Source organism: Ruegeria sp. AU67 (genome assembly GCF_900312795.1).
In the GTDB taxonomy this organism is placed as follows: Bacteria; Pseudomonadota; Alphaproteobacteria; order Rhodobacterales; family Rhodobacteraceae; genus Ruegeria; species Ruegeria atlantica.
Map to the genome: position 1 here is coordinate 99,052 of NZ_OMPH01000019.1, position 13,591 is coordinate 112,642.

Below are 13,591 nucleotides of genomic sequence, written 5' to 3' on the forward strand. Positions count from 1 at the left end.
CCCGAGCGCGGGCGGTTCTTCAAGCCCTTGCAGGGCTTTCACCTCCGCCGGTGGCGCGCCGCGTCCTCAGGCCCGATGGGCCATCGTTCCCGGCGGGCGCCGTCGCACCTATTCGGCGGCGCGGGGCGGCGACATCGCTATGACGCTCGATTTCTTGGGATCGCGGTCGTCCACGGACGATTGAAGCTGTGCCGACAATTCGGGCAGCAGTTCAAACAGTTCGTCCCGCAAACGTGCCAGCTGCGATTTGGCAATGGATTCTTCCATCTCGATATCGTGGGTCCATTGGCGCAGCTCGTGCTGGATGACCTGTGCTTCTTCGATCCGCTTCTGGAACGTTTCGATCTCTTCCTGACGTTGCTGCAGGAACGTGCGGGCGCGGCTGACGCGGGCATCGCCATAGGTTTCTGCCAGCTCTTGGCTGATATGGCTCATCTGTGCGGCCAGCTCCAGGATTTCGGGTTCGAGTGATTGCAGGTCGGGGTGGTGGCGCAGGAAGGCCATCCTTTCCTTAACTGCGTCGAATTCCGAGGACAGCAGAAACGTTTCGCCGCGATCCGCTGAATGAGCCAAGTGGTAGGCCTGAGCCACGTCATACATGTTCAATGAGAACTTACGATGTGACGTTTCAAGCGCCATCATCCGGGCATTAGCGGGCAGATAGAACGCCAGCATGAGAATCAGCACGGTCAGGCCGATCTGGATATACATGCCCGCGTCCATAGCCGGATCGTTGCCGAAACCGGCCTGCATGGACAGCCAGGGCAGAACCCCCAAGGCGGATAAAAGACAGGCACCGACCAGGAAAAATGCCGCAGTGCAAATGAGGAAAAAAGTCAGTCGTAAAAAGGCATTCTGAAATTGCAATGTAATGTTGTGGAGGGCAGTCATCTTAGACGAACTCCTTTTGAAACCGGAACACACCGGCCCAAAGCGGGGAACATCTAACACACACAGAATGATCCGCTCAGGACCGAAACTACAAAAATTTTCTGCTCGAAATATAAAGATGATACTCAGATAAGCGTTTTCAATCAATTACGTCTGAGGATTTCGTGAACCACGTGTCATTTCGGTAATGTGTCCCAATGCGAGCGAGGCCAGAATGCACGCCGTAAACAGGTAAAGACCCCACGCGGTCTCAACGGTGGCGTAAGAGATTCCCTTGGCCAGCGTGATGTATAGCGCGATGAGGAAAATGTCGGCCATAGCCACTTTCCCGAGGATGTTGAGTGCGGGTTGGATTCGTGGGTCCAGCATGTCCCATTGGATCAAGGCGGTACCGATTGTTTTGATATAGGGCGCAAACAGGGCGAAGATGGTAACGATCAGTGCCAGAAAGACGTCTGATTTCCACAGCGACTGCAGGCCGGTGATGACGCTGATCTCGCTGAGGCCGAAGATCGGCAGGAACCCCGCGCGCATCAGCGGCGCGAACCACGCGATGGGGTAGAGGATCAGGAGGGAGAGAGTAGCGAGGCGGAGGGGCATGGATAAATTGGGGGGAGACTGCGGCATTCCAAGCAATTGTTCTGATCTGATATCGTCCTTAACATGATATAATGGGGAGTGACCCCAATCACCCAAAAATTCTTGATGACCACGAAAATAATAACCAAATCACTGAAATGCACATGATGATTGAGGCAAATGCATGAGCCGTGTAGAGCCGTTTGTAGATTGAAAATGCTGCGGCGCCAATCGCTGCAATCGTACTTACAAAAATCGGGGTAACTACTATCACTTCCAACAATTTCCCAATGAGATTCGAACTCATTAGTTTGTCTGGAACGTATGACAAGTTAAGGAGAACGATGATTGAAAGCACTATCCATGCGCAGCAGAAGCACTGTGACCATGTTAGTATATGGCCAGCTTTCTGGTGCGTAGTGTTATTATTGATTTTTCTTCCAAGTGTAGCCGCGACCAATGCGGCTGTAGTTGGCAAAATAAGAAGTAAGCTAAGTAAGACAATCATCGTCAACATTCAGTTCTTGTTGAGAATACTGCTGCTTGGATTTGGGTTCACCGCACCGCCTCGATCGGCCCTTCAGCACTCCCACTAATGAACTGCTCCACGTAAGGATCGCCCGAGGCATCCATCTGGCTGACCGGGCCGGTCCATTGGATGACGCCTCCGTGCAGCATGGCCACGTTGTCCGCAATCGCACGGACGGAACTCATGTCGTGGGTGATGGTCATCGCAGTCGCGCCCATTTCTGTCACGATCTCGCGGATCAGGTCGTTGATGACGCCGGACATGATCGGGTCAAGGCCAGTGGTGGGTTCGTCGAAGAAAATAATCTCGGGCTCGGCGGCGATGGCGCGGGCAAGGCCCACGCGTTTCTGCATTCCACCCGACAGTTCGGACGGAAAGCGGTCGGCCACGTCGGATTTCAGGCCCACGCGGCGCAGTTTCTCGATGGCGATCTCACGTGCGTATTCGGCGGGCCGCTTCAACGGGCCGCGTAGCAGACGGAAGGAAACGTTTTGCCAGACGGGCAGTGAATCGAACAAAGCCGCGCCCTGAAACAGCATTCCAAAGCGGGCCAGAAACTTATCGCGGTCGCCCTTGGCCGCGTCTTTGCCGTTCACGTGGATCATCCCGCTATCGGGTTTGATCAGGCCCAGAATGCACTTCAGCGCCACGGACTTGCCGGTGCCCGAACCACCGATGATGACCATCGAGGTGCCTTTGGGGATCTCAAGGCTCATGCTCTGCAGAACCTGATTGTCGCCAAAGGCTTTTGCTACGTTCTCCATCCTGATCATACCGAGAAGAACACCCCTGTGAGAATGAAGTTGGCGGCGAGGATCATGATCGCAGCGGATTCGACCGAGGACTTGGTTGCTCGGCCAACGCCCTGCGCACCCCGGCCCGAGCTCATGCCGTAGTAACAGCCCATGATGGCTGCGATCAGGCCGAAGGCTGCGCCTTTGACCAGCGATGACACGATGTCCTTGGTTTCAAGGAAATTGACCGTGTTTTGCAGGTACGTCGCGGCGTTGAAGCCCAGATTTTGGGTCGCAACCACATAGCCGCCTGCGATGCCGATGATATCTCCGATACCGACCAGTAAGGGCACGGTGATCAGAGCGGCCAGAACACGCGGTGCGGTTAGGTATTTCATCGGGTGAGTCGACAGGGTGACCAGCGCGTCGATCTGCTCGGTCACTTTCATCGTAGCGATTTCTGCTGCGATGGATGACGTCACGCGCGCGGCGATCATCAGGCCGACCAGCACCGGACCAAGTTCGCGCACCATGCCGATGGCGACGATCTGGGGTACCACGGCCTCGGCGTTGAAACGCGCGCCGCCCGCATAGATTTGCAAGGCCAGCGCACCGCCGGTGAAGATTGCGGTCAGGCCAACAACCGGCAGCGACAGCCAGCCGACATTCATCAGGGCAACGGCAAACTCGCGCGGGTAATAGGGTGGCCGAAAGATGTGTGAGATCGCGTCCAGCGCGAAAATTCCCACCTTGCCAAAATTGGCAAGCATGGACAGGACCGCATGGCCCAACCCACCCAGCGCGGCCAAAGGGTTCATTCCACGTATCCCCGGGAATAACGCGCGCCCAGCGACGTCAGGATTTCATATCCGATGGTGCCGGCGGCTTCGGCCAGGTCGTCGACTGTTTGGTGTCCGTTTAGAATGCGCAGGCGTTTGGGATCCTCGGGCAGATCGGTGACGTCAACCGTGATCAGGTCCATCGAGATGCGTCCGACAACCGGGCAGGGCTGGTTGCCAAAAAACACGTCGATCCCACCACCGATGGCGCGGTGCAAACCATCAGCGTAACCGGCGGCAACGGTTGCAATGCGAGAGGGACGACGCGCAATCCAGCTGTTGCCGTATCCGACCGTTTCACCGACGTCGACAGGGCGGACTTGGATAACAGGCAGGTCGATCGCGACAACGGGTTTCGCTTCGGCAAAGGGCATGCCGCCGTACAAGCCGATGCCGGGGCGGCAGAAGTCAAAGTGGAATTCGGACCCCAACATCGTACCACCCGTAGCAGCCAGAGAACGGGGGGCAGTCACGCCATCTGTCATCTCGCGGAAGGCTTTCAACTGCTGTTGGTTCATCGGGTTATCAGGCTCATCCGCGCAGGCCAGATGTGACATAACTACCACCGGGCTATTGGCCTCCATCTCGGGCCGCAGTTCAGCCCAGTCTGCGGGGTCAAGCCCAAGGCGGTTCATGCCACTGTTCAATTGGACCCCAAAAGGGCGATCCGGCATTGCCTGCCGGAGCCTCTTATACTGTTCCGGCGAATTGATCAAAGGGATCAGATTATCTGCATAATGTAGCCCATTGTCCCCTTCCATGAAACCAGAGAACACGAAAATCTGCGGCTTGGGGCCTACCGCCTCGCGCACAGCGGCGCCTTCTTCGGCGGCGGCGACAAAAAATTGGCGAACCCCTTCTTCAGCCAGGGTCGCAGACACTGGCCCAGCTCCAAGCCCATAAGCGTCAGCTTTGACAACTGCTCCGGTTTCGACTTTTGTTTTTGCGTCCAGTGCCCGCCAATTGCTGGCAAGCGCATGAAGATTGATCGTTAAGTGTGCGGTACCCATGGAGTGTTCATGACATTGGATTGCGGCAGGTCAAGGGGGTAAACAGCAATTCTTGAGGAGATTTTGCGAGTACCGGGCGGCTTCTAGCCGCTACGGCAGGGACAATGGCGGTTTTCCTGACTTTTAGGAATATTACAGCTGCCTCGACATTGTATCCGCCACGTATTCAACGAACGTTGTATAAGTAAATCGTTTACTCAGAGCCGGACGATGAAGTGAGAGGAATTCCATGCTGAAAATGACCTGGGACTACAATGCGTATGCGACCGAACTGCCTGAACTGTTTCGCGACGTATTCACGGCATCTGAGGGTAAAGAAGAGGGAGCAGTGATCAGTGCGCTGGTCAGCGATCTATTGGAGACGACGGACAGAGATGACCTGCACGGTGCCATTGCCCATGATGGCCCCCAACTGCTGGGTTGCATCCTGTTTTCGCGGCTGCGCTTTGACCAAGATCCGCGACAGGTGTTCCTGATGTCGCCGGTTGCCGTGCGTACAGATCGCCAGAAAGCGGGGATAGGGCAGCGACTGATCGCGTTTGGGTTGGGCGAGCTGCGCCGTGACAAAGTGGATTTTGTGGTGACTTACGGCGATCCGAACTACTACGGCAAAACCGGGTTTTTTCCGATTTCAGAAAAAGTCGCCCAAGCTCCTCTGCCGTTAAGCCATCCGCACGGGTGGTTGGGGCAATCGTTGACAGGGGCTGAGATGGCGCCGTTCAAGGCGTCATCTCACTGTGTCAGTGCATTCAACAAACCCGAGCTGTGGTGAGGGTTAATAACCCTCAATCTGTCCGTCCTGTTGCCAGGGTTTGACCAGATTTCCAAAACGGGTGAACTGCGCCTCAAACGAGAGGTCAACCGTGCCGATGGGACCGTGGCGCTGCTTACCGACAATGACTTCGGCCTTGCCGTGCAGACGTTCCATCGCCTGCTTCCACTCTTCCATCTTTTCAAGTTCGTGATCGCCGGGCTTTTCGCGTTCCTTGTAGTACTCCTCGCGGTACACGAACATCACCACGTCGGCGTCCTGTTCGATCGAGCCTGATTCCCGTAAGTCGGACAGTTGTGGGCGCTTGTCGTCGCGGTTTTCAACCTGACGCGAGAGCTGGGACAGGGCGATCACCGGAATTTGCAATTCCTTGGCGATGGCTTTCATGCCCATCGAAATCTCGGCAATTTCGTTGACGCGGTTTTCGGCCATGCCCCGGCACAGCTGCAGGTAGTCGATAACGAGCAGGTCCAAACCATGTGTCCGTTTCAAACGGCGTGCCCGAGCCGCCAACTGCGAAATCGGCAGGGCGGGCGTGTCGTCAATGAAAAGCGGGCAGGCTTCCAGTTCCTTGGCCGCGTCGACAAAGCGGCGGAACTCGGACTCGGTCATGTCACCCTGGCGGATCTTATGGGATGAGATTTCGGAGGCTTCAGCCAGAACTCGGCCTGCCAGCTGTTCGGCACTCATTTCCAATGAGAAAAAGCCAACGACACCGCCGTCAACCGCGCCCTCTGAGCCGTCTGGTTTCAGCCCACGTTTGTACGCCTTGGCGACATTGAATGCCACGTTGGTCGCCAGAGAGGTTTTTCCCATCGACGGACGACCGGCAAGAATGATCAGGTCAGACGGGTGCAAGCCACCCAGTTGTTTGTCCAAGTCGGCCAGACCGGTGGAAATCCCTGCCATGCCACCACCGCGCTGGTACGCTTCGTTGGTGACGTTGACGGCTTCTGTGACCGCCTTGAGGAAGGATTGAAATCCCTGTTCGGTCTGGCCCTGCTCGGATAACTGATAAAGCTGTTGCTCGGCTTCGACGATTTGTTCTTTTGGTTCGCTGCTGATGTCGACCCGCGCTGCCTTGTCCGAGATATCGCGGCCCAGGCGGATCAGCTCGCGCCGGATGGCCAGATCATAAATCATCTGGGCATAGTCATGCACCGCAAAGGCGCTGATCGATGCGCCTGCCAGTTTGACCAGATAGGCCGGGCCACCCAGTTCCTGCAGGCCCTCATCCTCGGCCATGAAGGATTTTAGTGTCACCGGCGAGGCCAGTGCATTCTTAGCAATTCGGGTCGAGGCGACCTCATAAATCCGGGAGTGAACCGGGTCATAGAAATGCTCGGCCCCGATGATTGAGGCGACCCGATCATAAAGATCGTTATTGGTCAGGATCGCACCCAGAAGCTGCTGTTCGGCCTCAATGGAATGCGGCATGGTTTCGGCGTTCTGAATCCGAGCTGCTGCTTGCTCGATGCTGCTTATTTCGTTCATTTTGTCCCCGCTGCCCTGCGGCGCTTTCTACACGCTATTTTGGCGTGTCGGCTATCTGGAAATACCTGTGGCTAACTATGGATAAAGCCTTGGGATAACTTTCCTGACAGTTTGGATACCTGTGTATGCGTAGCTTATTATGTAGGAATTGGGGGAAAAGTCACCAGATATCGTGGCCGGTCGACCGATTCTTCTGGGCTTATCCCCAATCTGTCCACAAGAGGTTTACGTGGATTTATTTGCTTCCTGCCAGCCACGCGGGTCTCTCAGGAAGGCTTCGACACCGTCAAGTGTTTCCTGATCAAAGGCTTTCTGCGCTTTGGCCTCGGCCAGAACATCCCACCATGTGCACAGGTGATGCAGTTGGATGCCGTGTTCGCCCAGGGTTTTTTCGGTCTCGGGGAAGATGCCATAGTAGAAAATGACCGCCGTGTGCCCACAAGTGGCACCTGTTTCGCGGATCGCATCCACGAAAGACAGTTTCGAACCGCCATCGGTGGTCAGATCCTCGACCAGCAGCACGCGTTCACCCTCGCTCATCGCGCCTTCGATACGGGCGTTGCGGCCATAACCCTTTGGCTTTTTGCGCACATAGGTCATCGGCAGCGCCATACGCTCTGCGACCATTGCGGCGAATGGAATGCCCGCGGTCTCACCACCTGCGATATTGTCGAACGCCTCAAAACCCGCTTCGCGCATCACAGTGACGGTCAGGAAATCCATCAGGGTCGACCGGATTCGCGGGTAAGAGATCAGCTTGCGGCAGTCGATGTAAGTCGGGCTGGGTAATCCGCTGGCCAGCGTGAACGGCTCACGCGAATTGAAGTGGACAGCTTTGATCTCCAGCAACATCCGCGCGGTCAGGCGGGCAATCTCGGTGCTGTCGGGGAATGAACTGGGGATCATAACGGTACCTCTGGGCTGAATGGCATTGCGGGCTGATAGCCTGTCCTCAGACCCAGAGTCGAGAGGGGTGTGCGCAAAAGAAAAACGGACCTCACGAAGAGGCCCGCTTTGGCCCTTGCGGGCAAGAGGCAGCCAAGGTGGGCTTAGCTGCTCATGTCATAGGCACGCTCGCCGTGTACCGAAAGATCGAGCCCGTTTGTCTCGGTTTCTGCATCTACGCGAAGCGGGGTGATCAGCGCAACCACCTTGATCAACACAAATGTGACAACTGCCGTAAAGACACCTACGATGACCAGCCCGCCCAACTGCGCGGTCCAGGCACCCAGGCCGAACACAGCGATCATGATGGTGCCAAAGATGCCGCCTACGCCGTGCACCGCGAACACGTCCAGAGTGTCGTCGATGTTCAGCTTGTTACGGATAATGTTCACGGCCTCCTGACACAGCACGCCTGCTACGGCACCGATGATCAGCGCCTGAACCGGATCGACATATCCCGAAGCTGGGGTGATCGAAGCCAGACCCGCAATCGTACCTGTAACCAGGCCCACCATCGAGGCTTTGCCATATTTGATGCGTTCATACAGCGCCCATGTCAGCGATGCGGTTGCGGCCGAGATATGCGTGACTGTTATCGCCATAGCGGCACCGCCATCTGCCGCCAATTGTGAGCCGCCGTTGAAGCCAAACCAGCCGACCCACAGCATCGCAGCGCCGATCATGACGTAGCCAGGGTTGTGTGGCGGGGTTGTGCGGTTGCGGCGCGGGCCAAGGACCACGGCGATGATCAGCGCGGCCAGACCTGCCGTTTCATGCACCACAATGCCACCGGCAAAGTCACGCACGCCGATCTCGCCCAGAATGCCGCCATCGGTCAGAATGCCGCCGCCCCAGATCCAGTGAACAACCGGTGCGTAACACAGCAGCATCCACAGGCCCGAGAAGATCATCACAAAGCCATAGCCCACACGCTCGACATACGCGCCGATGATCAGGGCGGGGGTGATGATTGCAAAGGTCATCTGAAAGGCAAAGAACAGAACCTCGGGCAGGGTGCCCGACAGGCTGTCGACATCAACTCCGTTCAGGAAGGCTTTGCCCAGACCGCCCCACAGGCCCGACCCACCGTCACCAAATGCGATCGAGTATCCGGCGACCAACCAAAGTATGCTCATCAAACAGGCGATTGAGAAGCAGTGCATGAAAACGCTCAGCACGTTCCGGGCGCGCACGAGGCCGCCATAGAACAGGGCGAGGCCCGGCAATGTCATGAATAGGACCAGTGCAGTTGCAACTATGATCCAGGCGGTATCGGCTCCGTTCATCAGCCGGTCTCCTCTGTGGCGTCTTCAGCTTGCGTAGCTGGCGTTGAAGCGGAGAGAAGGCGGGGAAAAAAGAGGCAGAGGTGGTTTTTGATGCCTGTTTTAAGGGCCTTTTGTGAACCGGTGATTAAATGAGCGCCAAAATGAGTGAGGTGCTAGATTATTGAGCAATTGACGAAAGGCCGCGCGACAACAGGTCCAAGGCATGATCGCGGGCGGTCAGCCGGACCTTATCACGCCCCAACGCCCCGAATTCCACGGTTTCGGTTATCGTCTTCTGCCCGTCCACTGCCAATCCAAAGCACACGCGGCCTTCGGGTTTGAATTCGGATCCACCTGGACCCGCGATGCCGGTGATGGACACGGTCAATTGCGCGTCTGAATTCCTCAACGCGCCATCGGCCATCTCTTGCGCCACTTCCTCGGACACCGCGCCATGAGTTTCCAGCGTTTCGGGCTGCACACGCAGCATCTGCTGCTTGGCTTTATTGGTGTAGGTGACAAACCCGCGATCCACCACGGCCGAGCTGCCCGGGATATCCGTAAGCGCAGCGGCGACCATGCCGCCGGTGCAGCTTTCGGCTGTCGCGATCATCACGCCTTTCGACTTGGCGCGGTCAAGCAAGGCGGCGACATTCATAGGCCCAGAACACCGTGTGAGATGCCGGCGAGAACCAGAACGCCGATCCCGGCAAAGGCGCCGGCGATAACGTCGTCCAGCATTACCCCCATCGCATCACCTTTGCGATCAGCCCAACCGACAGGGCCGGGTTTGGTGATATCGAACAAGCGAAACAGAAGGAAACCCGCGATCCAGCCGGGCCAAAGATCGGTGATATCAATTCCATGAGCCCAAGATGGGTAGGAAATAGCCCAGAGCGCGATGAATTGCCCCGCAACCTCGTCAATGACGATTTCGGACGGGTCATGGTCATCCTGTCCTGCAGTCATCACCTGCGTGGCCCACAGGCCGCCGACAAAAACAGCGACAGTGGCGATGACCAACAAGGGAAAACCGCCCAGCGTATGTAGAACCCAGGCCAGGGGCAGGGCGGCCAGAGATCCCCATGTTCCGGGTGCCGGGCGCAGATATCCGACGCCGCAAACCGTCCCGATCAATCGCGCGGCGTTCATGACTTCACCAGACAAGCTGTGGCCAGCGAGGCGATGCCTTCGCTTCGCCCGGTAAAACCAAGGCGTTCGGACGTGGTCGCCTTGACCGAAACCTGATCGACGCGCAACCCCATGATGCGCGCCATTTCTGCACGCATCTCGGGTGCGTGTGGACCGATCTTGGGGAATTCACAGACCAGCGTGCAATCGACATTTGAGATGCTGTAACCCATCTGGACTGACAACTCGACCGCGTGGCGCAGGAAGATCTCGCTTGCTGCGCCCTTCCATTGCGGGTCCGTGGGCGGAAAGTGCTGGCCGATATCGCCCTGCGCCAGCGCGCCATAGATTGCATCAGTAACCGCATGCGTGCCGACATCCGCATCAGAATGGCCCTGTAGCCCCCGGTCATGCGGAACTTTGACGCCGCACAGGATCACGTGATCCCCGTCGCCAAAGCGATGCACGTCATAGCCGTTACCCAGTCTTACATCCATGTCCGTCCCCAATACGCGTTCCGCCCGGGCAAAATCCTCGGGTCTTGTGATTTTGATGTTATCGGCATCGCCCGGCAGGATCACCACGTTCATGCCCGCGGCGCGGGCGACCTCGACATCGTCCGCCGCGCCGCCAGAATGGGCCGCGTGCGCCGCGACAATCGCGTCATAGCGAAAGCCCTGTGGGGTCTGCGCCGCAAAAAGACCCGTCCGGTCCTGCGTTCCGGTCACAGCGGCTTCGTCACCGGTCCAGAGCGCATCTGTAACGGCCAGACCGGGTGCTGCAGCCTCATTCGTGGCTAGGGCGGTCAGGACGTCCGCAATAGTCTGGCTGCTTACGCAGGGGCGGGCGACGTCGTGAATCAGGACATGTTCGATCCCCTGCCCATCTAATGAATCCAGCCCGTTCCGTACCGACCCGGCACGATCGCTGCCACCTTTTGCCAGCAGCAGATCAGAGCCTAAAAACTCGTCCCAAGCGGTCTGATCATCCTCGGACAGCACCAGAACAATATGATCGACCTGATGGCGAAAGCGGTCGATGGTCCAGTCTGCAACTCTGCGTCCGGCCAATGGTCGCCATTGCTTGGGAATGCCGCCTCCGGCGCGCAATCCGCGTCCTGCGGCGACGATGATGGCGGCGGTGGTCATTGGGCGAATTCTCCGATGATTTGAGCGCAGTGTTTAAGCTGCGGTGAATGTAGAGGCAATCACCCACGTCAAGTTGCTTAAAAAATAGGCAAGTGGTGATTTTGCAAGCTTGTTTCCTGCCGTTTTGTTGTTCATATGCGCGGAATTCGATATCTAAGTCGCAACTGCCCAAGGATTAAGCACTTTGACCCTACACCTCGCCGACAAAACCTTGAATCCGCCGGTCATGCTGGCCCCGATGGCCGGGATCACTGATCGGCCGTTCCGCGATCTGGTGATGCGCTTTGGCGTGGGCATGGTCGTCAGCGAAATGGTCGCTAGTCAGGAAATGGTGCAGGCCAAACCGGGCGTGCGCGAACGGGCCGAGTTGTCTGCTGACGTTGAAAACACCGCTGTTCAACTTGCCGGGCGCGAGGCGCATTGGATGGCCGAGGCTGCGCGTCAGGTGGCCGATCGCGGGGCGCGGGTGATCGATATCAATATGGGCTGCCCGGCAAAGAAGGTGACGAATGGCTATTCCGGTTCGGCGCTGCTTAAGACGCCGGACCACGCGCTGACGCTGATTGAGGCCGTGGTCGAGGCTGTCGACATTCCGGTCACTCTGAAAACTCGTCTGGGCTGGGACGACAACTTGCTGAACGCACCAGATGTGGCGCGCCGGGCGCAAGGTGCGGGCATCCAACTGGTCACAATCCACGGGCGTACGCGGTGCCAGTTCTACAAGGGACGCGCGGACTGGCAAGCGATCCGAGCGGTGAAAGAGTCGGTCTCGATCCCCGTCATCGCGAACGGGGATATCGTAGATACTGATGCAGCGTGCACGGCTTTGGACCAGTCAGGCGCTGATGGCGTCATGGTTGGGCGTGGGGCGCAGGGTAAGCCTTGGCTGCTGGCGCAGATGTGCCACGACTTGTATGGCGCACAAGCGCCGGTCATCCCCGCCAATGGCGACCTGATCGACATGGTGCGCGCTCATTATGAGGCGATGCTGGACTTTTACGGCACCGATCTGGGGCTGCGCGTGGCACGTAAGCATCTTGGCTGGTACATGGATGAGGCCGCGACCCCGGCAACCCTTCGCCGTGCGGTATTGACCTCGCGGGATACCGCCGAGGTGCTGCGCCTGTTGGGCGATGCCCTGCACGGCGACGCAGAGGCAGCAGCATGACCTCGGACCAGAACATCTGGGCGTCGCTGCCGGTTCCGGCCTTCATCATTGATGCCGATGACCGGATCACCGATGTGAATTCCGCCGGAGAGGGGTTCCTGAATGCGTCCCGCAATGCAGTCATCGGTCACCCGGTCTGGGACCAGATAGCCGTGGATGCCCCACTGGAAGAAGCGTTTTTGCGTGCGCGCCAACAGGGCACACCGCTTTTCGTGAATGATGTCGATGTGGGGTCAGGTAATCGGGCGCCGCTGCAATGCGCTTTGCAAATTGCGCCGCTGCTTGGGCATCCGGGGTCAATGATCATGACCATGTCCCCACGCGAACTGGCGGGGCGGATGACGCGGGGCAACACGGTAAAATCTGCTGCGCAATCGGCGATTGGCATGGCCGAAATGCTGGCGCATGAAATCAAGAACCCGTTGGCGGGGATCACCGGTGCCGCGCAGCTTCTAAGTATGAATATCAGCCAACAAGACCTTGAACTTACAGATCTTATCGTTGCTGAAAGCCGGCGAATAGTGAAGCTGTTAGAGCAGGTCGAGCAATTTGGGAACCTGACCCAGCCAGATTTCAAACCAGTCAATATCCATGACGTTCTGGACCGTGCGCGGCGCTCAGCGCTGTTGGGTTTTGGCGCGCATATGACGATTATCGAAGATTACGACCCCTCGTTGCCGCTGGCCTATGGTGACCCAGATCAACTTTTGCAGGTGGTGTTGAACCTGCTCAAAAATGCATCCGAGGCGTCCCCCAACGGCGGAACGATCCGCCTGCGGACGTATTTCGAACATTCCTTCCGCCTGCGCCGCAGCGACGGTTCGGGGCATTCTTTGCCCCTGCAGATTGAAATCATCGACGACGGTCCGGGGTTGCCGGACAAGATCCGCAGCGACATTTTCGATCCGTTTGTGTCGGGCAGGGAAAACGGCACCGGTCTTGGGTTGGCGCTGGTCAGTAAAATCATCTCGGACCACGATGGCTGGATTTTGGCCGAGTCGGTTCCGGGACACACCGTATTCCGTCTGTCCCTCAGGCGCGCGCCGCGCGCCGCGACCTGAGTTGGACAACCGGGCAGAGATAGTA

At 57.6% G+C, this 13,591-nt stretch carries 14 protein-coding genes; 3 read left to right on the forward strand and 11 right to left on the reverse strand.

Translation table 11 applies throughout. The annotated features are described in order from the left end of the window. Positions 1-108 precede the first annotated feature (108 nt). The 5 genes from DK510_RS08795 to alr all read right to left on the reverse strand — a co-directional run bounded on the left by DK510_RS08795 (position 109) and on the right by alr (position 4,582). A complete protein-coding gene (locus tag DK510_RS08795; protein ID WP_109311755.1) occupies positions 109-891 on the reverse strand; it encodes a DNA repair protein in 783 nt (260 codons plus the stop codon). Positions 892-1,038: 147 nt separating this feature from the next. Next, positions 1,039-1,491, reverse strand: a complete 453-nt coding sequence (locus DK510_RS08800) for a paraquat-inducible protein A (protein WP_109311892.1) — start codon at positions 1,489-1,491, stop codon at positions 1,039-1,041. A gap of 534 nt (positions 1,492-2,025) precedes the next feature. Next, positions 2,026-2,772 (reverse strand): ABC transporter ATP-binding protein, encoded by a 747-nt coding sequence (locus DK510_RS08805; protein ID WP_109311756.1) that lies wholly within the window; start codon positions 2,770-2,772, stop codon positions 2,026-2,028. After that, positions 2,769-3,551 (reverse strand): ABC transporter permease, encoded by a 783-nt coding sequence (locus DK510_RS08810; protein WP_109311757.1) that lies wholly within the window; start codon positions 3,549-3,551, stop codon positions 2,769-2,771. Before DK510_RS08810 ends, DK510_RS08805 begins: the two co-directional genes overlap by 4 nt. Beyond that, positions 3,548-4,582: an alanine racemase gene (gene alr, locus DK510_RS08815; RefSeq protein ID WP_109311758.1), complete on the reverse strand. Its 1,035-nt coding sequence runs from the start codon at positions 4,580-4,582 to the stop codon at positions 3,548-3,550. Before alr ends, DK510_RS08810 begins: the two co-directional genes overlap by 4 nt. Positions 4,583-4,811: 229 nt before the next feature. Here alr and DK510_RS08820 point away from each other — a divergent pair, with 229 nt between their 5' ends. Next, a complete protein-coding gene (locus DK510_RS08820) occupies positions 4,812-5,354 on the forward strand; it encodes a GNAT family N-acetyltransferase (RefSeq protein WP_234998990.1) in 543 nt (180 codons plus the stop codon). A gap of 3 nt (positions 5,355-5,357) precedes the next feature. Here the strand turns inward: DK510_RS08820 and DK510_RS08825 are convergent, their stop codons facing one another. The 6 genes from DK510_RS08825 to DK510_RS08850 all read right to left on the reverse strand — a co-directional run bounded on the left by DK510_RS08825 (position 5,358) and on the right by DK510_RS08850 (position 11,337). Continuing rightward, the gene (locus tag DK510_RS08825) at positions 5,358-6,848 is read right to left on the reverse strand and encodes a replicative DNA helicase (protein ID WP_058278098.1); all 1,491 of its coding nucleotides are present in this window, start codon (positions 6,846-6,848) and stop codon (positions 5,358-5,360) included. A gap of 225 nt (positions 6,849-7,073) precedes the next feature. Beyond that, the gene (locus DK510_RS08830; RefSeq protein ID WP_109311759.1) at positions 7,074-7,754 is read right to left on the reverse strand and encodes an orotate phosphoribosyltransferase; all 681 of its coding nucleotides are present in this window, start codon (positions 7,752-7,754) and stop codon (positions 7,074-7,076) included. A 143-nt stretch (positions 7,755-7,897) separates the two neighbouring features. Then, entirely contained in the window at positions 7,898-9,079 is a 1,182-nt protein-coding gene (locus DK510_RS08835) for an ammonium transporter (protein ID WP_109311760.1), read from the reverse strand. 157 nt (positions 9,080-9,236) lie between these two features. Further along, positions 9,237-9,716, reverse strand: a complete 480-nt coding sequence (locus tag DK510_RS08840; protein ID WP_109311761.1) for a CinA family protein — start codon at positions 9,714-9,716, stop codon at positions 9,237-9,239. Continuing rightward, positions 9,713-10,210 (reverse strand): phosphatidylglycerophosphatase A, encoded by a 498-nt coding sequence (locus tag DK510_RS08845; protein ID WP_109311762.1) that lies wholly within the window; start codon positions 10,208-10,210, stop codon positions 9,713-9,715. Before DK510_RS08845 ends, DK510_RS08840 begins: the two co-directional genes overlap by 4 nt. Then, positions 10,207-11,337, reverse strand: a complete 1,131-nt coding sequence (locus tag DK510_RS08850) for a bifunctional 2-C-methyl-D-erythritol 4-phosphate cytidylyltransferase/2-C-methyl-D-erythritol 2,4-cyclodiphosphate synthase (protein ID WP_109311763.1) — start codon at positions 11,335-11,337, stop codon at positions 10,207-10,209. Before DK510_RS08850 ends, DK510_RS08845 begins: the two co-directional genes overlap by 4 nt. A gap of 184 nt (positions 11,338-11,521) precedes the next feature. Between DK510_RS08850 and dusB the strand changes: the two genes are divergently transcribed. After that, the gene (dusB, locus tag DK510_RS08855; protein WP_109311764.1) at positions 11,522-12,505 is read left to right on the forward strand and encodes a tRNA dihydrouridine synthase DusB; all 984 of its coding nucleotides are present in this window, start codon (positions 11,522-11,524) and stop codon (positions 12,503-12,505) included. Further along, a complete protein-coding gene (locus DK510_RS08860; protein ID WP_109311765.1) occupies positions 12,502-13,566 on the forward strand; it encodes a nitrogen regulation protein NR(II) in 1,065 nt (354 codons plus the stop codon). Before dusB ends, DK510_RS08860 begins: the two co-directional genes overlap by 4 nt. Positions 13,567-13,591: the final 25 nt, after the last annotated feature.